The sequence below is a fragment of the Sphingorhabdus sp. EL138 genome (assembly GCF_945882965.1).
Lineage (GTDB): Bacteria > Pseudomonadota > Alphaproteobacteria > Sphingomonadales > Sphingomonadaceae > Sphingorhabdus_B.
Window position 1 is genome coordinate 25,620 of the sequence record NZ_CAMCWY010000017.1, and the last position, 21,910, is coordinate 47,529.

Genomic DNA, 21,910 nt, shown 5'->3' on the forward strand with positions numbered 1-21,910 from the left:
TCCTTTAACCAACGACGCTGTCGCTGTCATGAACCATTTTCAGTGGCGTGCGAGTGCTACGGCAAACGGCATCGAATACGCACCAAATCCACTGTAGTATAAAGGCAACATTCGTTAAATAAATTTCTAATATCGCTTCAGATTGTTGCGCAAGCTAGGAACATTTGATCCACCAAAGGCACCCACCAAATAAAAGCTTAAAGTTCAAACCTTGAACTTCAAAGCCCCGTCACCCTCGTCAACCGCAACCGTGCTACCATCCGGAATTTCACCGCGTAACAGCATGTCGGCCAGAGGGTCCTGAACATAGCGCTGAATAGCGCGCTTAAGCGGGCGTGCGCCGTAGACCGGATCATATCCCACACGGCCAAGCCACGTTTTGGCCTCTTCCGTCAGCGACAGCGTAATCTTTCGATCCTTCAACAGATTTTGGACGCGCTGGACCTGAATTTCGACAATCGGGGCCATGTGATCTGCGCCGAGTCGGTGGAACAATATGACCTCGTCTAACCGGTTCAGGAATTCCGGCCGGAAATGTCCGCGCACGATGTCCATCACCTGCGGCTCGACCTCTTTTACATCCTGCCCGTCTTCCAACGCAGCGAGATGCTGGCTGCCTAAGTTAGAAGTCAAAATGATAAGCGTATTTGAGAAGTCCACCGTGCGGCCTTGGCCATCGGTCAGGCGGCCATCGTCCAACACCTGAAGCAGGATGTTGAACACGTCGGAATGCGCTTTTTCGACCTCGTCAAATAGGACGACTTGATAGGGCCGACGACGCACGGCTTCAGTAAGCACGCCGCCCTCTTCATATCCGACATAGCCCGGAGGCGCGCCGACGAGCCGCGCGACGCTATGCTTTTCCATAAATTCGGACATATCGATGCGGACCATCGCATTGTCATCGTCGAACAGGAACGAAGCGAGCGCCTTCGTTAATTCAGTCTTGCCGACGCCCGTTGGCCCAAGGAACAGGAATGAACCAAGTGGGCGGTTCGGGTCCTGAAGCCCAGCGCGGGAACGACGGACGGCCTTTGACACCGCCGCGATCGCGTCCTTCTGGCCAATCACGCGCGCGCCGATGAGTTGTTCCATGTTGAGCAGCTTGTCGCGCTCGCCCTCAAGCATTTTGTCGACCGGAATACCTGTCCAGCGGCTCACCACGCCTGCGATATCCTGTGCGGTCACTTCCTCGCGCAGCATCGCGTTGCCTGCTGAGGCCTCGGCCGTCTCCAGTTGCTTTTCCAAGCCGGGTATCGTGCCATATTGCAGCTCACCTGCCTTGGCGAGGTCGCCAGACCGCTGCGCTTGTTCCAACTCGATGCGCGCGCCATCCAGACGTTCTTTGATCTTCGCTTCAGCGGAAATCTTGTCTTTCTCCGCCTGCCAACGCTGCGTGAGTTCAAGCGACTGCTGCTCCAAATTGGCCAGCTCACCCTCCAGATTCGCCAGACGGTCCTTTGACGCCGCATCGCTTTCCTTGCCCAGCGCTTCACGTTCAATTTTTAACTGGATGATCCGGCGGTCGAGCGTTTCAATCTCTTCGGGCTTGGATTCCACCTCCATCCGCAGGCGCGACGCCGCCTCGTCCATCAGGTCGATGGCTTTGTCAGGCAGGAAACGGTCGGAAATATAACGGTGTGACAAGGTGGCGGCGCTCACCAGCGCGCTGTCGGTAATACGCACGCCATGGTGCAGCTCGTATTTTTCCTTCAACCCGCGCAGGATGGAAATCGTGTCCTCGACTGTCGGTTCACCGACAAAAATCGGTTGGAAGCGGCGTTGCAGCGCCGGGTCTTTTTCGACATGTTTTTGATATTCATCCAGCGTAGTTGCGCCAATGCAATGCAGTTCGCCACGCGACAAAGCTGGCTTGATGAGGTTGGCGGCATCCATCGCGCCTTCGCCTTTGCCTGCGCCGACAAGCGTATGCATTTCGTCGATGAACAGGATGATGTCGCCCTCTGCCTGCTTGACCTCATCAAGCACGCCCTTCAACCGTTCTTCAAACTCGCCACGATATTTTGCCCCTGCAATCAGCGCGCCCATATCGAGCGACAGCAATTTGCGGTGCTTCAAGCTGTCAGGCACGTCACCATTGGCGATGCGCAAGGCTAGCCCCTCGGCAATTGCGGTCTTGCCAACGCCGGGCTCGCCGATCAGCACGGGGTTATTCTTAGTACGGCGGGCAAGGATTTGGATCGTACGGCGGATTTCTTCGTCGCGGCCAATGACGGGGTCAAGCTTACCCGCGCGCGCGACTTCGGTCAGGTCGCGTGCAAATTTCTTGAGCGCGTCGTAACGGTCTTCGGCGCCAGCGGTATCGGCTGAGCGGCCACCACGCAGGGCATTGATAGCAGCGTTTAGCCCTTCGGCTGTGACCGCTGCGGCCGCCAGCGCCTTGCCCGCTGTGCTGGTTTTCGCCAGCGCCAGCGCGAGCAGCAGGCGTTCAACAGTGACATAGCTATCGCCCGCCTTTTGCGCGACCTGTTCGGCAGCATCAAGCACGCGCACGGCGTCATTGTCGAGGCCTGGGGTCTGCTGCGCGCCGCCGCCGGACACTGCAGGCACCTTGGCCAGCGCCACATCGGTTTCGCGCAGTGCCGTAGCCGCGTCGCCGCCTGCGGCCTTGATCAGGCCAGACGCCATGCCCTGCTCATCCTCCAGCAAAGCTTTTAGGAGATGTTCAGGGCCGATCCGCTGATGACCCATGCGAATGGCCACAGTCTGTGAGCTTTGCAGAAAACCCTTGGCGCGGTCCGTGAATTTTTCGAGGTTCATGCGCTATTTCCTAAAATGCCGATGGGGCCCTTGCCCACAAATGCTCCACGTCCACACAGAATGTAGTGCGGCATTTTCGCAACACAAGTATACAGAATGGAGTTGTCTGGACTTGCAATGGGTTCAAGGGGCGACCACTGGCTAAAAACGGACCAAAGCATGCTGGAATCCGACCGGGTAAACCTTTTTTGGACCAAGCGTATTGGATTGATGAACTGAAAATCTAATGTAGTCGTTGACACAATAGCGGCATGTTCAGGTGTACAAACCACGCTGCGATAGCGATACCCAACGCCAGAGAAATAGACGAATGCTGCGCGATAAGGGACGGACGATTAAATGATAAATCCATCTAATGTTTTCCGCAGCGGTTCGAGCCACTCGCGGTAAGGCACCCAAATATCCATACCGTCACGGTTCAGCGGTCGGCGCACCTGTTCGCTGCTGGGTGTGCGTACAACCCTCCCCAGCTTGTGAAAATCAAGCATTGAGGGGTCCCAGCCAAGTTCGAGATACTCTAGAACAGCTTTTAACTCATTTTCTGCATTTTCGATCAAACGCTCATATTCAACATGATGCACCATACCCGGGACGTTTAAAGAGATGTGCTGCATAAAGCGCACATAGTCGACATAACATCTCGCCACGTCCTCTAGAACGAAAGACGAGGCGTGCGCTGAAGAAAATGATTGAGTGAAGTTTGAAAAGCAGCAATCCATTGCAGCGCGGCGGATGTCGATGAACCGTGCTTGTGGAAGTATGCGCCGAATGAAGAGCACGTTGCTCCAGTTATGCGGTAACTTATCTATGAAATACGGTCGATCGGTCTTGCGGTGTAGCCTAGCGCGACGCAGATACTCATCGCCCAAGGCACTGGCTTGCCGATCGTTCATATTTTTAATGAGTTGGGGCACGGTTACTTTGCCATGCTTCGTCGCATTCTCCATGGCAGATCGCAATATGGCTGGAATATAAGGAAGTTCTCCAGCCGGTTCGATATGAGCGTGACTTCCCAGCATCTGCTCCAATAGCGTTGAGCCTGAACGTGGCAGGCTGACAATAAAAATTGCAATATCATTCTGTGGCGATGCCATTGGAATTTTGTTGATAGAAGCCGCATTTAGTGTTCGTTCTACCTCAGCCACCTCAGCCGTCAGCTCATCTGGGTCATAGCCAATGCTATCCGCCCGCTGCTGATTACCGATCGCATAATGTTCGAATGCTTCAGCAAAACGGCCGCGATCATGCAAGGCACGGCCCAATGCAAAATGTGCAGGCGCACTGTTTCGAACATCTACTGCCACTGCAATCGCTTGGCGCATTTGTGCAACATCATCATCGGTAAAGACAGGAGCTTTAATGCTGGCCAGACCCCACCACGCCTCGCCGCATTCAAAGTCCGCCTTTATTGCGGTGCGATACGCATTGATTGCATCTTCGACCTGGCCCGCGGCCCGCAAACTATGACCCAAAGCTATCCAGTAGAAAGGATTTTCAGGGGATTGTTCGACTAGGGCTTGGCGCAATATCATTGCTTCCTCGGTCCGACCCAGCTTATCGAGAATTACTGCTACAATCACCCGCAGAGCCGGATCATCCTCCTCCTTAAGCAACGTTTCAAACAGCAGCAGCGCTTCGTCTAATCGCTCCTGTTGGTTTAAGATCGAACCCAAATTACGCTTCATCTCGGGGGATGTTGCGCCATGTTTCAAGGAAAGTCGAAAAAAGTGCTCTGCCTGGCCCAGCGCGCCAAGTTGCATGGCAATAGTGCCTAATTGGGCTAGGCCTCGGGGTTCATTTGGACATCGACGCAAATGATCCATTGTAAGGCGCGCGGCTTCGTCGAGCTTTTTATCGACCATCAGCTTGCTCGCCTCGGACAAAAGTGGAAATCCGGCTACTCCATTCTGGTCTACACCGTTTGTCATCTCTTGCATGTCCTATGGGTAGCCAAGGAGCATGCGCAGGCCCGGCGCATGATAGTCCACTAATGCGCGGTGGCGTAGGCTCAATGATTCGGGCAAATCATGGGATACTCCAGTTAAATTCTCTCGCGCCGTTCCGCTCTGTTGCCTATCGGAGCCGATTTTAACTCTTGCTTGCCAGTCGGATGGCTTCTCGATTTCGCACGCTGACAACAGTTGCGCAAAAAATTGTTCTGCCTCTTTGCTTGTGATATTTTCAAGATGGCGAACAATATCCTCATACCTGACGGGATAGGCCCGAGTGCCCAGCCATGCCGCTGCAGTTAGCTCGTAACTATCTTTAAGCGACGGCGCTTTGCCGGGCAGCCCAAATATCATCATAGTCAACAGGTCGTTTACTTCCAGTTCGCCTGACTTGAGGTGATCGACATTGCCAGAAAATTGCTCGGAAATAAAGAAGCGCGCCCGTGCAATCACCCAGTCATATGGATCTCTATATAGAATAATGCGCCTGCAAGGCGCCGTTTCGATAATGGAGGCGTCAGTCATAAATAGATGACCCCAGCTCAACATTGGCCGCGATGGATCAAACGCGATCCGGTGCTGCTGTAAAGTTGGCCACTGAATGAAATCGGCTTTATATTGTTGTTCTACAGGAACAAACATACGCATTATGTTACGTAGCAGGTGACTTCCACTTTTGGGCACGCTGTTCAAGAACACAGGCTTTGTCAGAGGAATCTGAACGAAGGTGCGATTTTTATCGTCGAGGGAGTCTGGACTTATTCTGATTTCCGCCATTTAGATGGATCCGCCGTTTGCGTTGGGTAAACACAAAACGGGCAGCATGTTCCCACACCGCCCGCTTGCTTTTATATGCGCCAATTAGAATTTGGCAGAGACGTTCACAAATAGACGGCGTCCAACAAATGGATACTGAGACGCAGCCACAACTGGGCCTAACGTGCTGATCTGCCCACCATTCAAAATCGATACGCGAGGCGGCCGCGTGTCGAAGATGTTGCTCATACCGACTGTGAGATCAAATCTTTCACCGATTTCCTGTGTCAGAGACATATTATGGTAGAATGTCATCGGCGTGGTGAGCTTCGGGCAATATGCCCCATAGACTGCTGAGTTGATGCAGGGATTGCCTCCGTTGCTATCAAGGAAATCTGTATTGTTGGATGTCCCACCAATGACATTTATTCCGTAAAAGATCGAAGTCTCGCTACTTGGCGATCGCCAGTTCAAACGGAAGTCCCCAACCCATTTCGGAGAACCAGCCTCGCCATTTGTTGACGTACCGGGTGATCCGGGAAGGAGTATAAGATCATCCTTCAACTGCCACGTCATGTCTGCCGTGAGCGATACGCTGCCCAAGTTTCCAAGATCCTGACGGATATTTGCGGCAACATCGATCCCGCTGTTACGCTGACTGGCGATATTGACGAATTTATCTTGGATGTTGGCAACATTAAACGGTGCGGCTGTTTGCCCGCGGGTAAACAAATTACAAAGTGGCTCATTTGCAAAGTCTAACGAGCCATAACATCCCCGCAAGATGTTGCCGGCACCAAGCTGTGTAATTTCATCGCTCACCCTAATATCAAAATAATCGACCGATAAGTTGATCCGGGTGTCAGGCAAGAAACTAAGTTTGGGTGTGAGTACCGACCCTACTACAAGAGCTTTTGATGTTTCCGACCTGAGGATTCCCACACCCCCGGATGCCGTAATGTTAGCGCTCACTCCCGCCCCCGAATGGGTCGCGGGAATACCATCGGCGGCACAGTTATCTGCGGTCCTTTGGGTAATTATGCCGAGATCCAGATTGGCCGCCCAGCGAATGCAAGGGTCGATACGGCCTTGCGCCACAGAACTGGTTTCGTCGGTCAAAAATTGTTCGAACAACGCCGGCGCGCGGAATGACGTACCGTAGCTACCTCGGAACCGCACCCAATCATTCACCGCCCAGTTGGCACCAAATTTATACGTGAAGTTTCCATTGTCGCTGGCGGACAAACCGTCGAGTGCACGCGTTGCAGTCACGTTTGTGAAACGCCCGGCGGCGGACACGGTTAACTCTTTAATCAGGGTCGTATCGGATAGGATGGGTGCGCGTATTTCAGCAAAGGCTTCTTTTGTCTCGCTCTTACCTGCCGTAATGCCTGAAGTAGATGCACCCCAAGCGTTTCCTGCACGCGTAATTTCGCCTGGAGTATCGTTAATTCTGTCACGACGCGCAGTAACCCCTGCAGCAACTGATAAAGGTCCGGCTGGTAACTCAAGCAACTTACCACTGACAGAAGCTTCGCCTGTTAGCTGTGTGTAAACAGTTTTACCCTCTTCCCATTCGAAAAGAAAATCGATTTGCGGCTGAGTGATTTTACCGAACAGAAAGTCTGGATCATTCCAAGGTATATCGATGCAGTTTTTGCCGGAGATAGGCGTCACCGTTCCTACGCATGAAGCGCTTTGGAAATATCCCGTGTCATAAACGTCCTGCAAAATTTGTTGGGTACGGTAGCGGCCGATGCTCCTGCTGTATTGTCCGTAAATCTCCCATTTCCAGTCACCTGCACTACCAACGTTACCGCGGAAGCCCCCTACACCGCGGTAATAGTCGACCTTTTGACTGCTGTCGCTTTGATTGGTGATTGCCGTAGGGCTTAGCAAATTGACACCAGTCCAACCATTTGCCCACAATGTGGCGGGCGCACCAGTGCCATATAGGTCGCCCGTGTACCCGAAGTTCCAGAATTGACGCCAACCGTTTTGGTAGGTCTCACGACGGTTAAACAGGAATTCGCCAAATGCCTCGATTGAGTCGGTCAACTCATACGATGCATCTGCGTACAATGTGTATAAATCGGTCTTTGGTATGATCGTCTGTTCTTCAACATAGGGATGATAGTTATTCCGAATGGCCGTCGACGCGGTATCATATCCGGTCGGGAACCATCCAGCAGGTGCACCGAAGTCACCTTCGAACCCTGGTGATCCGTAAGCAGGAACGCCGAGCCTCTCGCCAGGGTATTGATACTGCATTAAAATGACCGCGCCAGTTGGCGAAGTGTTGATACCAGTATTCGGACCATCCGGGCCATCAAGCACAAGATTATCGATTAAGTTATAAGTCCACACATGCCCGACCGGCAAATCTTCACATTTTGGTTTTCCGGTGCGTGAGTCGATAAGATCTGCGCGTGAACCATCGGGGCGGAATATATATGCTTCGGGACAGGCGAGATAGTCTCGGTCACCGCGCTTCAGTTCGTTGGTGTGGCTGTAGTCACCGGCGATCATGATATGGCCACGGTCAAATTTTTTGCCATATATCGCGTTAATGCGATACTCCTCGCCGCCATTGCCCAACGGCACTGAATTGTTAGCGTTCAAATACAGGCCATCTAGGGTTGTCTTGGTCATTATATTCACTACGCCGGCCACGGCGTCAGAACCATAAATCGAAGATGCACCCGTTTTTACGATGTCGATTGATTTCGCGATCGATTGTGGCAGCACGTTGAGATCAAATGACGATACGGAGCCACGGGTTCCAGCGGGGCCAGCGCGGCGTCCGTTGAGCAATACAAGCGTACGATTAGGGCCGAGTCCACGAAGGTCGACCGTCTGCGCGCCCGGTCCACCAGCGGTAACAAAGTTGGACGAGATAGCCGAGGTGATTTGCGTTGAACCTGCTGCAACTGGCGAGCTTTGCAGTGTCGAGGCTATATCAAACCGGCCTTCTTTGGCTGAAATTTCGGGGTCGATCACGGTAACTGGATCGGGGCTGTTAAATGCATCCGTGCCTTGTATGCGGGAGCCTGTAACAACAATGGCTTCTTCATCTGCTACGTCTTCATTCAACTGTGACGCGACGTTATCCTGGGCGACTGCCGGATTTGTAACTATCATCGCCAATGCAGATGCACCAATAAGTCCACGTCGATTCCGGCGTGAAACGCCGCTATTAGTTTTTTTCATGAGAAGCTCCCCGTATATTTCACCTTTATTACTTATCATAGCGAATTACGATTTGAAAGGGAAGTTAGTAAGCCACATAAATCGGGCGATCTTACGCTACTGACCATGGTTCAGACATTTTTGACAACACGTCATGTAAAACATGCTTGGTCAAGCTGAGGTCAGCACCAATCGCTTCAGCGCCCGGAGTTCGCCAACGACATAGCCGCCTTACAGCTTCTAATAGTTGCAGGAATACTCCAGCCCCCCAACAGGAGGCGGGGGGCGGGGGCGATTATCGGTGTTAAGCTCCCATGACCGGACTGGGGCGTAACAAAAGGATGGCTAACAACGGTTTTTGGCCGGAAATGCGCCGCCGCCGATATTATCTCCAGTTTCGGGCAAGCGCATCCAACAATTGCACGCCCCAGCCCGATGCCCCCTTTGGCGTCACTGGTCCGGACTTGTCCGCCCAGTTGACGCCCGCAATATCAAGATGCGCCCAAGGAACATTTTTGTCGACGAAGAAGCCAATAAAGGTAGCGCCAAGACCTGCACCGGGGCCGCCGCCCTCAACGACGTTTTTGATGTCCGCAATGTCGGATTTCATATCATCGAGATAGTTTTTGTGGAGCGGCATACGCCAAACTTCTTCACCCGTTGCTGTACCCGCGGCGGTAACCGCTGCTGCCAACCCGTCGTCACGGCTGAACAGTCCGGCATATTCGTCGTTCAGTGCGCCAACGATGGAGCCTGTCAGCGTCGCCATGTTGACCAAAGCGCCGGGTTTTTTGTTGGCGACGATATATTCATTGGCGTCGGCCAACACCAAACGGCCTTCGGCGTCAGTGTTCAGTATCTCAATGGTCTTGCCACTCATCGTGCGCACGACGTCGCCGGGACGCTGCGCATTGCCGCCAGGCATATTTTCGGACAGCGCAGCAACGCCGATCACATTCACCTGCGCCTTTGATTTTGCGAGCGATAGTACAGCGCCCATGATGTTGGCCGCACCGGACATGTCTGCCTTCATCTCCCACATGCCAGCGCCGGGTTTCAGCGACATGCCGCCGGAGTCAAAAGTAATGCCTTTTCCGACCATCGCCAATGGAAGGTCATCGCCAGCGCCGCGATATTCGACGATCATCAAGCGTGATGGGCGGCGCGAACCCTGTCCGACGCCGACAATCGATCCCATGCCCAATTTGCGCATCATGGGTTCGTCCAGCACTTCAATCTTGACGTTTGCGGTGTTGCCGAAAGCCGCGCGGACGCGCTCAACAAAGGTTTCGGGATAGATGACATTGGCTGGTTCAGCCGCCAGATCACGGGACAAGGAAACACCCTCTGCTAGGGCCGCATGGCGCGATTTCCACAAAGCTTCCGCGCTGGCCGCATCGCTGCTGATGATGGTCACTGGGTTTGTGGGCGGCGCTTTACGGTCCACGGTTTTATAGCGGTCGAACCGATATTGGCCCATGGCATAGCCCAAAGCGGCTGCGGCGGCTTCGTCTTGGTTCAGGCCGCCCGTAATCGTGACCGGCTGGGGTTCATCGCGCAAATCCTGAGCCGCTTTGCCCGATGCGTTGCGGATATGGGTGATGCGGTCGCCCTCTTCGCCAACCCCGCTTAGGACGATGCGCGCATAACCGCCAATGCCGCGTAGCGACACGGAACTGCCCTCTTTGCCTTCAAACTTTGCCGAAGCGATGGCCGCGTTCAAGGCTTGCGCCGTTGCTGCATCAACCACATTGGCGGGCAGCGTCGCATTGCGCATCAGCAGGACCAAAGCGCCGGACGTTGGCGCGGTCGTTGTGAAATTGATTGGCCGTGTTTGCGAATGCGCCGCCGCCGATGGCGATATGCCCGACCCAATGACGTCGGCTTGCGCATATACGGGAGTGATTCCGGCGCTTGCCAGTGCAAGAGCAAAGAAGCTGCGATGCATACAGGGACTTTCCTTTCCGTAAATCTTGGTTATGCCGGATATGTAAGCAAATGGACCGATGTCACAAGGTCTCATTGCAGGGGGAGAGTATCATGCGGAAATTTTTGTGGGCGTCATTGGCGCTTGTGGGTGTCGTTGCGGGTGCAGGCGCGCTGTGGGAGCCGTTGGCGGCCACCGGATATGACATGCCAACCCGCACTTACGATGTGGAGATTGTCCGCGATAGCTATGGCGTGCCGCACATCAATGGTAAGACTGATGCCGACACCGCTTATGGCCTCGCCTTTGCTCATGCTGAAGATGATTTTTCGACGATACAGGATGTCGTTGCCATGACGCGTGGGCGCTATGGCGCGCTTGCAGGCTCCGATGGGGCCAAGGTCGATTATGTGCTGCATCTGTTGGGCGCGCGGGAGACGGCTGTGTCGCGCTATATGGAATTGTCGCCGCAGGTCCGCGCGGTGGCAGAGGCATATGCCGCTGGTTTGAACCATTATGTGTCAAAACATCCGGACGAAGTCCGGCTATCGAAACTGTTTCCCGTTACCGGACAGGACATTGTCACAGGCTTCGTCCTGCGCGCGCCGTTCTTTTATGGTCTGGATAGTGCAATCGCGGCATTGAGCGAAGGCAAGCCCCAGCCAAAGGAAAGTGCGCCACCGATGACGCCCATCGGGCGCGATCCGGAAATGAACGGTTCCAACGCCTTTGCGATTGCGCCCAAGCGTATGGCCGATGGCAAAACATGGCTGATTTCCAATTCGCACCAGCCTTATGAAGGTCAGGTTGCGTGGTACGAAGCCGTCACCCATTCGGGTCAGGGGCTGGATATGGCTGGCGCCTTGTTCCCCGGTTCGCCCTTTGTCCTGCTTGGCCACAACCGTCATTTGGGTTGGACCAATACCGTCAACCGTCCCGACCTGATCGATGTCTATAAACTGGTGATGAACAAGGCTGGCGACCAATATCGTTATGACGGCAAATGGATGCCGCTGGCGTCGAAGCGGGTTTGGTTGCCGGTGAAAATAGGTCCGTTCAATCTGCCAGTACCGCAGACGGTCTATCGCTCCATCCACGGACCCGTCATCAAAAATGACAAGGGCTATTTCGCGATCCGCTACGCAGGCATCGACAATGTCAAAGTCGTTGAGCAATATTATCGCAACACCAAAGCGACAAATTGGGACGAATGGGCTCAATCCATGGCGATTGGCGGCATTCCCGCCACCAATTTCATTTATGCCGACAAGACCGGCCGCGTTGCCTATATTTACAATGCCCTCTTCCCCGACCGTAAGCCGGGATATGATTATACCAAGCTGCTTCCGGGCGACACATCAGCGGCAATGTGGGATGGGCCAGTTGGCTTTGACCGCTATCCCAAGATTGTGAATCCTGCATCTGGCTTTGTCCAGAACGCAAACAACACACCTTTTCTGGCGGCTGGGCCGGGCTCGGAAATGGACCCGTCGGCATATTCGCCGTATCTTGGCATTGAACTTGGCATGACCAACCGGGGCTTGCGCGCAACCGAGTTGCTGGCCGCCGATACGTCGATCACGCCACAAGAGCTGCTGGCGATCAAGATGGACATGATTTACAGCAAAAAAAGCTGGGTCGGGGCGTGGATGGCATCCTTTGCCGCGTTGGACCTAAAAGACGCGCCCGAGCTTGCCGAAGCGCAAAAGCTGCTCGCGCGCTGGGATTGGTCAAGCGATGGCAAGGGCAGTGCTGACGCCTTGGCCGAACGCATCATCCGCTTTGGCGCCCGGCCAAACTGGCGCGGTGACACGATGCCCGATGCCCGCAGTACGCTTCAGGAAGCTGTCACAGAGTTCAAAAAACGCTTTGGCCGGATTGACCCGCCGCTTGCCGATATTCAGCGCTTACGGCGCGGCGACGTCGATTTGCCGATGCTTGGCGGCAGTGATGCCCTGCGCGCGACCACGATATGGGATGCAGAGCAAGCCGATGGCAAAGCGCGCGTCCGACATGGCGATAGTTACATCATGCTGATGCGATGGGACAAGGATGGCAAGGTGCAATCGGAATCGATCCAGCCTTATGGTTCGGCGACCACCCGCCCTGCATCGCCGCATTATACCGACCAGATGAAATTGTTCGTTGCAGGCGGGTATAAGCCGGTACATTTCGAATGGGCCGACGCCGTCAAGAATTCAGAACGCCGTTATCGGCCCTGAACGCCGTTTGTCGAAAACTCTTCGGCATTACATTGTGTTTGCCTGCCTCGCCGCTATCGTGAGCGGCATTGATTCTTAGCTTTAGGAGCAGAACATGAACCGTAAATTAACTCTCGCCCTTATGATGTCGGGCTCAGTGATCGCGGCGCAGGCACCCGCCTTCGCGCAGTCAGCGGCGCCCGTTTCAAAATTGGTGGAGGCGGTAAATATTCCGCACGCAAAATTCACACTGGACAACGGCCTAACCGTTTTGGTGCATGAAGACCGCAAGGCTCCCATTGTTGCTGTGTCCATCTGGTATGGCGTTGGGTCCAAGAACGAGCCAAAGGGCAAAACGGGCTATGCCCATTTGTTCGAACATATCATGTTCAACGGCAGCGAAAATGCGCCGGGCGATTATTTTGAATATACTAAGAAAATCGGCGCGACCGACTTGAACGGGACCACATGGTTGGACCGCACCAATTATTTTCAGACCGTGCCAACCACGGCGCTGGAGTCCACATTGTTCCTCGAAAGCGACCGTATGGGCTTTTTGCTCAATGCCGTGACGAAGAAAAAGCTTGATAACCAGATCGGCGTTGTGTCGAATGAAAAGCGGCAAGGCGATAACCAGCCTTATGGTCTTGTGGACTATGAGCGGTCGGCAAACCTGTTCCCCGAAGGCCATCCGTATCATCATGATACCATCGGCAGCCTTGAAGACCTGTCGGCGGCCTCGCTGGATGATATGAAGACATGGTTTACCGACCATTATGGCCCAAACAACGCCATTCTGGTTCTGGCAGGTGATATCAACGCAGCGCAGGCAAAGCCGTTGGTGGAAAAATGGTTCGGCAGTATCAAGCGCGGCAAGGCAGTTGCGCCCGTGAATGCGCCAGTGCCAACGCTCGACAAAGATATCAAAATCGTCATGAAGGATAAGGTGCCGACCACGCGTATTTATCGCAATTGGGTGGTGCCGGGCATTGCCGACCCCGATACAAATGCGTTGTTCATCGCGATGAGCGCGCTTGGCGGCCTGTCGAGCTCACGTCTGGATAATATTTTGGTGCGTCAGGAACAGAGCGCGGTGGGCGTTTCTGCTTATCTCATACCGTTCATGCATGGCAGCTTGGTCAACATTCAAGCTGACGTAAAGCCCGGCGGTGATGCGGATGCGGTTGCGAAGCGTTTGGATGAAATCTTGGCCGATTATATCAAAACCGGGCCAACCGCTGAAGAAGTTCAGCGCGTTGCCGCAAGCAACATTGCCCAGCAAATCGACGGCCTTGAACAAGTTGGTGGCTTTGGCGGCAAGGCGGTCGCGTTGGCCGAAGGCGCGCTTTATGTGGGGGATTCGTCCTTCTATAAAAAGGAACTGGAACGGCTTGCATCGGCAAAACAAGACACGGTGAGGGCCGCGATGCAGAAATGGCTGACGCGCCCGGTGCTTGAAATTCGCGTCGAACCGGGTGAGCGCGAAGCTTATAAAGAAGTCGCCGCAGGATCAGGCAGCCGCACGGGCACGCTGACCGCGCCTGCATTTTATGCGCCGCCATCGGCCGATGATGTCTCTGTATCTGCGCCTGTTGCTTTTCAGGATCGCAGCAAATTCCCTGAACCGACAGGCACGCCTGCGCTCGATTTCCCGACCGTGGAAGAAACAACATTAAGCAATGGCATTAACATATTCTTTGCGCGCCGCGCCGCGGTACCAACTGTCCGTGTCGCGGTCAGCTTCAATGCTGGCTATGCGGCGGACCCCGCCGACAAGCGCGGCATAGCGTCGATGATGTCGACGATGTTGCTGGAAGGCACAACGTCGCTGACCTCGACACAAATTGCCGAGACCGAAGAGAAATTGGGCGCTGACGTCAATGTTGGCTCTTCACTCGACCGGACGGTCGCCAGCCTGCGGGCGGTAAAGCCAAATCTTGGCCTTTCGCTCGATCTGCTTGCGGATGTTATCAAAAATCCGGCCTTTGCGAACAATGAACTGGAGCGCGTCCGCGTTCAGCAACTCACCCGGATCAAGTCGGAAGATAACCAGCCACAGGGCATCGCCGTGCGCCGCCTTCCGCCATTATTATACGGTCCGGCGCACCCTTATGGTGGACCACAGACCGGCAGCGGATATGCAGAGACCGTGGCGACAATCAGCCGGGCTGATGTCTCCAATTTCCATCAGTCATGGATGCATCCATCAAAGGCAGAAATCTTTGTCGTGGGGGACACCAGCCTGAAAGAAATCAAGCCAATGCTTGAGCAGCGTTTTGGGAAGTGGAAGCCCGCCGCTGCGCCTGCGCCAGCGAAGAATTTCGCTGTGCCAGTGCCAGCGGCTCAATCAAAAATTCTGCTGATTGATCGTCCCAATTCACCGCAATCCCTGGTGCTCGCTGGCCTTGTTCTGGATGCAAAGGGATCGGACGATCTGCTGACCCTGCGCGCCGCGAATGAGATTTTCGGCGGTGATTTCCTGTCGCGTATCAACATGGACCTGCGTGAAACCAAGGGTTGGTCTTATGGCGTGCGCAGCCAAGTCAGTAGTGCTGAAGACCGCGTGCCATTTTACATGTTCGCGCCAGTGCAGACCAACCAGACCGGACCATCGGTCAAAGTGTTGATCGACCAGTTGCAAGACTTTAACGGTGCGAAGCCGGTTACGCCGGACGAACTTGAAAAAACGATCAAGGGCAATGTCCTTGAACTGCCCGGCAGCTATGAACAATCGTCTGCGGTATTGGGCCAGATGCAGGCGGATCGCCTGAACAAACGGCCGTTCACTTATGCCGAAACACTGGCGGATAAATATAACGCGCTGACCGCAAAGGCATTGAATGACGAGATGCGAGTTAAGGTTGATCCATCCAAGGTCACTTGGCTGATTGTGGGCGACGCCGCGAAGGTGAAACCGCAGTTGGAAGCACTTGGATTGCCAGTTGAAATGGTGAACGAAGCTGCTAACACCAATGCAAGCAACAATGCTAAATAAGGAACGAGGATATGGCAGCAGTTGATGGTGATTGGGACGTAATAATCAAAAGCCCAATGGGTGACCAAAAAGCAGTGTTGACCGTCAACAGCGACGGCGGCAGCTTTTCAGGCAAGATGTCCGGTGGCCTTGGTGCCATGGACATCGCCAGTGGCAGTGTTGATGGTGATACGTTGAGCTGGGGCATGGACATCACTGTGCCTATGCCGATGCATTTGGACGCCACAGCAACCGTGTCGGGCGATGCCATGACCGGCGAAGTGAAGGCTGGTGCCTTTGGTTCGATGGGCTTGACCGGCACACGCAAGGTATAACCGTAGTGCGCTTTGTGCGCTGACGCACGATGCAAGGCCGTCTATCCAACTGGGTAGGCGGCCTTGTTCTATGTGGCGTCAATGCTTATGTCTTGGTTGACCGCAGTTCTAACCGACTCGCGATCATCCTGTCCGGAGTCTTAAGATGAACCAGCTTGCACCTCCGTCGCAGTCGCTTATGTCCTTGGTGCGTTTGGCATTGTTTGTGATCCCGACGATCATGTTTCTCGGTTTTCTCTCAGGCACACTTTCGGGATCGACGGCTGATAATGCATGGTATCAAACATTGCTTAAGCCCGATATTCAACCGCCGGGTTGGGTATTCGGCGTTGTTTGGCCCACTTTATATCTCATGCTTGGCCTGGCATTTGCGATGGTGTTGAACGGGCGCGGCGCGCGGGATCGGAATGTGGCAATCATCCTCTTTTTGTCCCAATTTGTGATCAACCTCACTTGGTCGCCGATATTTTTTGGTGCGCATCAGGTGACAGCCGCATTTTTCATCATCCTCGTCATGCTTGGCGTTGCGATCGCCACTACCTTTGCATTTGCGCGGGTTCGCAAAGCTGCGGCGTGGCTGATGGTGCCATATTTGGTGTGGATCAGCTTCGCTGCCATTCTGAATTTTCAGATCGATCAGCTTAATCCCGACGCAGAAAGCGTTTACGTTCCGGCTGCAACTTCCCAGATAGGGTGATATCGGTCGAACCCCAGACCGCAATGGAGTGAATGACATGCAAAGCGAGAAGCGCATTTTTGACGATTTGGCCAAGGTTTTGAACGGCGTTGCCGGCACCGTGGCAGGCATGGGGCGTGAGGCCGAGGCAAGTGTGCGCGAACGCGCGCGCGAATGGGCTGGCGGCCTTGACCTTGTGTCACGCGAAGAATTTGATGCGGTCAAAGCCCTTGCGGCCAATGCCCGCGCCGAAGCCGATGCACTTGCTAAGCGCGTTGCTGCCTTGGAAGCGGCGTTGCAGACAAAAGATGGCGCAGCCGCCGCCAAGAAAAAGCAGAAGACCAAGCCGACAAAAGGTCCATATTGAACTTGTCCACAGTTGGCCCACAGCCTTGTGTTGCGCGGTAACGTTAGCCCCTTGCGTGCGAGTCCGTCACGGGGCAAACCCAAACCAACACCACAGGCGCCATCATCATGCACGACGCAGACGAACAATATGAGCAATTCGAGCGCGATGAATCCGCGCCTGTAGACATGCTCGCGGCTTTGTTCGAGGCGCGCGGCTGGTCATTTGAGATGGATGGTGAAGACGAAATCACCGCCGAATATAAGGGCAGTTGGGCCAGCTATCAGCTACGCGCGATCTGGCGTGAGGAAGATAATGCGCTTCAACTGATCATATTGCCCGATATCACTGTGCCCACGGATAAGCGGGCGAGTGTCTACACCGCGCTTGGCCTTATCAATGAACAATTATGGCTTGGCCATTTCGACATGTGGTCGGCCAATGGCATACTGTTGTTCCGCCATGGCAGCCTGATGGCATCAAACGGCTTGTTGGGTGTTGATCAGGCGCAAACCATCATTGACGTCGCGATTGACGAATGTGAGCGTTTCTATCCGGTGTTTCAGTTCATCATCTGGGGCGACAAAACGCCTGAAGAGGCCATCGCCAGCGCCCTGATCGAAACGCATGGTGAGGCTTGAACGCACCTAGGTCCTGACCCTAACCCGCGCGCTTTGCCTTAATCAGATAATGCATATAGCCCATGGCGATGGGATTATCCCGGTCTTCCTGCCATGCCCGCGCCTCAACATTGGCCATCGTCCGGCCAAGGCGCGTCACTTCGCCAACGGCATAGGTCATTTGGTTTAGGCCGCCGCGCATGAAATCGACGGTGACATTGACCTGTTTGATATTGGAATCGCTGCCTTTGGCCCTAAGCGCCTGATGAATGGCGGCGATAGCTGCAATCTCGAGCAGGCCCGAAATCGCCCCGCCATGCAGGAAGCCCGGCCGGCCCTGAACGCGGTCGGCAAAGGGCATACCGATGACGGGCACGCCATCGATTTCGTCAACGAACGTCATATCCAGCGCCCGTGCATATGGGGGCAGCGCGGTATACAATGCGGTCATGCAGTTTGCCCGCCGGTCCTGATGAACGTGCCGCTGGCATGGGCCAATGGCTGGTCAGGGTTGCCATTATGGGCATATCCGCGCACAAAGCCGATGCTGTTGGTCAAATGATAGCAAATTCCACGGCCATAAACGCGCTGCCCCGACGGTGACGGGCGAAGGTAATCGATGCGCAGGTCCATTGTGGCTTGCGGCCGGAATTCATTTAGCTTTGTCCAGATCGACATGCTGGTCGCATTATCCATCAAGCTGATGATCACGGCAGAAGCCAGTATGCCGGTGTCGGGATCCGCAACAAGGTCCTCGCGCCAATCAATCGCAAGTTCAACCCAATCATCTCCATGGCCAACATATTCCATGTTGAGAAATCCGCCGTGGCCGAACTTACCCATCAACTTGTTCACCAATGCGGGGTCAAAGCCGCCGCCTTTCGGGGCTAGGGTTTCAATGTTGGTTGCGCCGGTCGTCATTTAATTGCTCTCTAAATGTATTCGAAATTCGGGTGCCACGCGCGCCTTTGAAAGCTGCTCATACGCAAAGCCTGCCTTAAGAACCGCATGGTCATGCCATTTTGGGCCAATGAAGCTGAGGCCAATTGGTAGCCCGTCAGACAGTCCCATGGGCACAGTCAAATGCGGGAAGCCAGCAACGGCGGGCAACTGGCTGGCGCTTGGCCCGGAAAAGGCATCGCCCTTACCCAATGTTGACACCCATGCAGCGCCGTTGGTTTGCGCGATGATGACATCGACCTTATTGCTGGCAAACATCTGGTTCAGCGCGTTGGTCGCCAGCCCGCGTGACGTGGCCAAGGCCTCCAGATAAGCGGGGTCATATAACCCCTTTTCCTTATCCGCCGTATCAAAGGTGTCCTGGCCGAAATATTGCAATTCCGTGTTTGCGTTCGCCTTATTGAACGCGATGATGTCAGCCAGCGTTTTGTGCGGGACTAGACCGTCGGGCAAGCCCTGCAAATAAGATGCGAGGTCTGCCTTAAGCTCTGCGAGCAATACCTTATATTCGCCCTCTCCGATTTTTTGCCGGTTAATCTTGCTGGCGTCGAGAAGAATGACTTCCGCGCCGCCATCCTTCAACGTGGCAATGGCAGCGTCGAATAAGGCTGCATCGGCATCGGGTGCGCGGATGACGCCAATGCGCATAGCTTTTAAGCTGCCCACCGATAGGCCGGCAGCATAATTGCCCCGCCAGCGGTCGGCGTCTGCTGTCGCTGTGTCTTGTGGGTCGCTACCGGCGATGGCGGTCAGCATGATGGCGGCATCACGCACCGAACGCGTCATTGGCCCTGCTGTATCCTGACTGTGGCTGATCGGGACGACAAAACGGCGCGAGACCAAGCCGACGGTCGGTTTGAACCCTACCACGCCATTGACGCCTGCCGGGCAAGTGATCGAGCCGTCGGTTTCCGTGCCAATCGTGCCGGCCGCCAAAGCTGCTGCTGCCGCCGCACCACTTCCGCTGGAGGAGCCGCACGTGTTGCGGTCCAGTGCATGCGGGTTCTTGGTCAGACCGCCCACCGCGCTCCAGCCGCTGGTGGAATTGTCAGACCGGATATTGGCCCATTCGCTTAAGTTTGTTTTGCCCAAAATCACGGCACCTGCCGCGCGCAAGCGCGCAATCAGCGGCGCATCTCGATTGGTGACATTGCCCGCAAGCGCCAGTGATCCGGCAGTCGTCGGAAGCGGACCTGCAACCTCGACATTGTCCTTCACCAAAATGGGGATGCCATGCATTGGCCCACGATATATGCCAGCGCGCAATTCTGCGTCCATCGCGCGGGCTTGATCGATCGCGTCGGGGAATGTGGCAAGGACCGCGTTCAGCATTGGTCCGCTGTCATCAATGGCAGCAATACGCGCGAGGTAAGCGGCGGTTATCGCTTCGCTGTTGAACGCGCCATCATCAATGCCATCCGCCAGTTGCGACAGGTCCAGATTTTCAATTGACCCTGCTTTGGCAAGATTAACCTTCGCTTGCACGGTCGATGGCGGCATTGCGACCGATGCAACGGCTGGTTGCGCAAAGGCGCAAGATAGGGCCAATATGAATTTCAATTTCATTTGGTGTCTCCCTTTGCCAGTTCCGTTCCCCGATCACGCGCCGCGCGCAGAGTCTGGGTCATCAATCTGTCCAAAGCCTTATCGGCGTCCAGCACAGCAAGACCAGCGGCCGTTGTGCCGCCCGGGCTGGTGACGCGCGCGGCGAGTGCGTCGGGCGTTTCGGTCGATGTCGCTGCCAAAATCGCCGCCCCTTCGGTCATCTTTATGGCCAACTGCGCAGCGACAGCCTGCGGCAGTCCTGCGGCTTCCCCGCCATTGGTCAGTGCATCAATGACGCGGTAAATAAAGGCCGGGCCTGACCCCGCCAGCGCCGTTACCGCATCCATATGGGCTTCGTCATCGATCCAGATGACTGCCCCCAAAGGTGACAGCCAAGCTGCGATGTCCGTCTTGACCAATTCCGTTGCATCTGGCGCAAACACGCCAAGGGGCGATTTGCCGATAGCGGCCGCCAAATTGGGCATCAGCCGCACGATCCGCGCAGAAGGAAAGGCCTCCGACAGGGTGTGCGTTGTGGTGCCAGCGAGTATCGAAATCACCAAGGCACCCGGCGCAAGCAATAACGCAATGTCGGGTGCGAGCGAACCCAAAAGCTGCGGTTTGATGCCCAATACGAGCACATCATATGGCCGCGTGGCCTCTTGCGACGCGCGCGATACCGCAACGCCCGCAGGCAGGTTTACAGCGACAGGGTCAACAATATGGAACGTGTCCGGTGACACGCCTGCGGCCAACCATCCGCGCAGCATTGCGCTGCCCATATTGCCGCAGCCGTAGAAACAGATTTTCGATGGAAAAGCGGACATGGCGACCTTGATATTGTTCAAACCCACCTCATGCCCTATCCATGCGTGGACGGCAACCGTAGGAACAGGGACAAGCCCTCTGGCGCGGGCACGGGCGGCGCGCCTGTATGGCGAACCGCATCGGCGCGCGCACGGTTTAGGATAGCCGCTGGCACATCGGCGTCATGAAAAACATAGTCCGCCTCACCCAATAACCGCGCGGTCAGCAAGGTCAGGTCATCGGGACTGTCCGACAGCAACGCGATTTCAATCAAACGGTCGCCCTTTGGTTCTTCGGCGACTTTCAACCAAAGTTGGACGGTGTCGGGCGCGTGATGTCCAAACGGGTCCAGCAGGCCAGCTGCGGCAAAGCCCTGATCGAGCGCGCGTCGGCGCTCTGGTCCCTCTGGCCAGCGTTCGCGGATGGCAACGCGTGCACCCGCAATCGCGTCAGCAAGCGGACCCAAGGTTTCGGGTAGCAAGTTTTCAATCCGCTGGCGAATGGCCTTTGCCATGCCCGCCGACGCCCCGGCCGTGCCCACCGCCACCAAAACGGGGGTGCGGTCCACAATCGCTGGCGTGGTAAAATCGCACATTTCAGGCCTGTCCACGACATTGACGAGCAAACCGCGCGCTTTCAAATCATCGGCGGCGGCGCGTGCCTCGTCTTCGTCCGCGATTGCGACAAAAGCGATTCGGGCGTCCTTATGACTGGCATCCACACAACTACCGCCAGCGCGTTCTATCAGGCGTCTTTTGGCATCCGCCATTTCGCCTTCACCCAATAATATGACATTTCTGCCCTTCAGGTTCACAAATATCGGCAGCTGATCCAACGCGATTTC

At 55.1% G+C, this 21,910-nt stretch carries 16 protein-coding genes; 6 read left to right on the forward strand and 10 right to left on the reverse strand.

Features of this window, described 5'->3' with window-relative positions:
* Positions 1-204: 204 nt before the first annotated feature.
* The 5 genes from clpB to Q0N43_RS08585 form a co-directional block, all read right to left on the reverse strand.
* Entirely contained in the window at positions 205-2,781 is a 2,577-nt protein-coding gene (gene clpB / locus Q0N43_RS08565) for an ATP-dependent chaperone ClpB (protein ID WP_295445369.1), read from the reverse strand.
* A gap of 335 nt (positions 2,782-3,116) precedes the next feature.
* A complete protein-coding gene (locus tag Q0N43_RS08570) occupies positions 3,117-4,718 on the reverse strand; it encodes a tetratricopeptide repeat-containing sulfotransferase family protein (RefSeq protein WP_295445371.1) in 1,602 nt (533 codons plus the stop codon).
* Positions 4,719-4,721: 3 nt separating this feature from the next.
* Entirely contained in the window at positions 4,722-5,378 is a 657-nt protein-coding gene (locus Q0N43_RS08575) for a hypothetical protein (protein WP_295445374.1), read from the reverse strand.
* A gap of 213 nt (positions 5,379-5,591) precedes the next feature.
* The gene (locus Q0N43_RS08580; RefSeq protein WP_295445376.1) at positions 5,592-8,696 is read right to left on the reverse strand and encodes a TonB-dependent receptor; all 3,105 of its coding nucleotides are present in this window, start codon (positions 8,694-8,696) and stop codon (positions 5,592-5,594) included.
* A gap of 364 nt (positions 8,697-9,060) precedes the next feature.
* The gene (locus Q0N43_RS08585; protein WP_295445379.1) at positions 9,061-10,623 is read right to left on the reverse strand and encodes a leucyl aminopeptidase; all 1,563 of its coding nucleotides are present in this window, start codon (positions 10,621-10,623) and stop codon (positions 9,061-9,063) included.
* Positions 10,624-10,715: 92 nt separating this feature from the next.
* Between Q0N43_RS08585 and Q0N43_RS08590 the strand changes: the two genes are divergently transcribed.
* The 6 genes from Q0N43_RS08590 (at position 10,716) to Q0N43_RS08615 (ending at position 17,775) form a co-directional block, all read left to right on the forward strand.
* Positions 10,716-12,824 carry an acylase gene (locus tag Q0N43_RS08590; protein ID WP_295445382.1) on the forward strand — a complete coding sequence of 703 codons (2,109 nt, stop codon included), beginning with the start codon at positions 10,716-10,718 and terminating at the stop codon, positions 12,822-12,824.
* A gap of 94 nt (positions 12,825-12,918) precedes the next feature.
* Positions 12,919-15,798 carry a pitrilysin family protein gene (locus Q0N43_RS08595; RefSeq protein ID WP_295445385.1) on the forward strand — a complete coding sequence of 960 codons (2,880 nt, stop codon included), beginning with the start codon at positions 12,919-12,921 and terminating at the stop codon, positions 15,796-15,798.
* 11 nt (positions 15,799-15,809) lie between these two features.
* A complete protein-coding gene (locus Q0N43_RS08600) occupies positions 15,810-16,112 on the forward strand; it encodes a hypothetical protein (RefSeq protein ID WP_295445388.1) in 303 nt (100 codons plus the stop codon).
* A 145-nt stretch (positions 16,113-16,257) separates the two neighbouring features.
* A complete protein-coding gene (locus Q0N43_RS08605) occupies positions 16,258-16,809 on the forward strand; it encodes a TspO/MBR family protein (protein ID WP_295445391.1) in 552 nt (183 codons plus the stop codon).
* 37 nt (positions 16,810-16,846) lie between these two features.
* Entirely contained in the window at positions 16,847-17,155 is a 309-nt protein-coding gene (locus Q0N43_RS08610) for an accessory factor UbiK family protein (protein ID WP_295445393.1), read from the forward strand.
* Between the two features lie 107 nt (positions 17,156-17,262).
* A complete protein-coding gene (locus Q0N43_RS08615) occupies positions 17,263-17,775 on the forward strand; it encodes a YbjN domain-containing protein (RefSeq protein WP_295445395.1) in 513 nt (170 codons plus the stop codon).
* 19 nt (positions 17,776-17,794) lie between these two features.
* Here Q0N43_RS08615 and Q0N43_RS08620 read toward each other — a convergent pair whose 3' ends face one another.
* Genes Q0N43_RS08620 through Q0N43_RS08640 form a run of 5 tightly spaced genes read right to left on the reverse strand, consistent with a single transcriptional unit; the run spans position 17,795 to position 21,901 of the window.
* Positions 17,795-18,205: a PaaI family thioesterase gene (locus Q0N43_RS08620; protein WP_295445398.1), complete on the reverse strand. Its 411-nt coding sequence runs from the start codon at positions 18,203-18,205 to the stop codon at positions 17,795-17,797.
* Positions 18,202-18,675 (reverse strand): PaaI family thioesterase, encoded by a 474-nt coding sequence (locus tag Q0N43_RS08625; protein ID WP_295445400.1) that lies wholly within the window; start codon positions 18,673-18,675, stop codon positions 18,202-18,204. Before Q0N43_RS08625 ends, Q0N43_RS08620 begins: the two co-directional genes overlap by 4 nt.
* Positions 18,676-20,280, reverse strand: coding sequence for an amidase (locus Q0N43_RS08630; protein WP_295445403.1), 1,605 nt, complete (start codon positions 20,278-20,280; stop codon positions 18,676-18,678).
* Entirely contained in the window at positions 20,277-21,107 is an 831-nt protein-coding gene (gene proC / locus Q0N43_RS08635; RefSeq protein ID WP_295445406.1) for a pyrroline-5-carboxylate reductase, read from the reverse strand. Before proC ends, Q0N43_RS08630 begins: the two co-directional genes overlap by 4 nt.
* 14 nt (positions 21,108-21,121) lie before the next feature.
* Positions 21,122-21,901, reverse strand: coding sequence for an NAD(P)-dependent oxidoreductase (locus tag Q0N43_RS08640; protein ID WP_295445409.1), 780 nt, complete (start codon positions 21,899-21,901; stop codon positions 21,122-21,124).
* Positions 21,902-21,910 lie beyond the last annotated feature (9 nt).

Excerpts from the sequence above, each read along its gene's own strand:
- clpB (WP_295445369.1), bottom strand. The coding sequence starts at position 2,781 with ATGAACCTCGAAAAATTCACGGACCGCGCCAAGGGTTTTCTGCAAAGC.
- Q0N43_RS08570 (WP_295445371.1), bottom strand. The coding sequence starts at position 4,718 with ATGCAAGAGATGACAAACGGTGTAGACCAGAATGGAGTAGCCGGATTT.
- Q0N43_RS08575 (WP_295445374.1), bottom strand. The coding sequence starts at position 5,378 with ATGCGTATGTTTGTTCCTGTAGAACAACAATATAAAGCCGATTTCATT.
- Q0N43_RS08580 (WP_295445376.1), bottom strand. The coding sequence starts at position 8,696 with ATGAAAAAAACTAATAGCGGCGTTTCACGCCGGAATCGACGTGGACTT.
- Q0N43_RS08585 (WP_295445379.1), bottom strand. The coding sequence starts at position 10,623 with ATGCATCGCAGCTTCTTTGCTCTTGCACTGGCAAGCGCCGGAATCACT.
- Q0N43_RS08590 (WP_295445382.1), top strand. The coding sequence starts at position 10,716 with ATGCGGAAATTTTTGTGGGCGTCATTGGCGCTTGTGGGTGTCGTTGCG.
- Q0N43_RS08595 (WP_295445385.1), top strand. The coding sequence starts at position 12,919 with ATGAACCGTAAATTAACTCTCGCCCTTATGATGTCGGGCTCAGTGATC.
- Q0N43_RS08600 (WP_295445388.1), top strand. The coding sequence starts at position 15,810 with ATGGCAGCAGTTGATGGTGATTGGGACGTAATAATCAAAAGCCCAATG.
- Q0N43_RS08605 (WP_295445391.1), top strand. The coding sequence starts at position 16,258 with ATGAACCAGCTTGCACCTCCGTCGCAGTCGCTTATGTCCTTGGTGCGT.
- Q0N43_RS08610 (WP_295445393.1), top strand. The coding sequence starts at position 16,847 with ATGCAAAGCGAGAAGCGCATTTTTGACGATTTGGCCAAGGTTTTGAAC.
- Q0N43_RS08615 (WP_295445395.1), top strand. The coding sequence starts at position 17,263 with ATGCACGACGCAGACGAACAATATGAGCAATTCGAGCGCGATGAATCC.
- Q0N43_RS08620 (WP_295445398.1), bottom strand. The coding sequence starts at position 18,205 with ATGACCGCATTGTATACCGCGCTGCCCCCATATGCACGGGCGCTGGAT.
- Q0N43_RS08625 (WP_295445400.1), bottom strand. The coding sequence starts at position 18,675 with ATGACGACCGGCGCAACCAACATTGAAACCCTAGCCCCGAAAGGCGGC.
- Q0N43_RS08630 (WP_295445403.1), bottom strand. The coding sequence starts at position 20,280 with ATGAAATTGAAATTCATATTGGCCCTATCTTGCGCCTTTGCGCAACCA.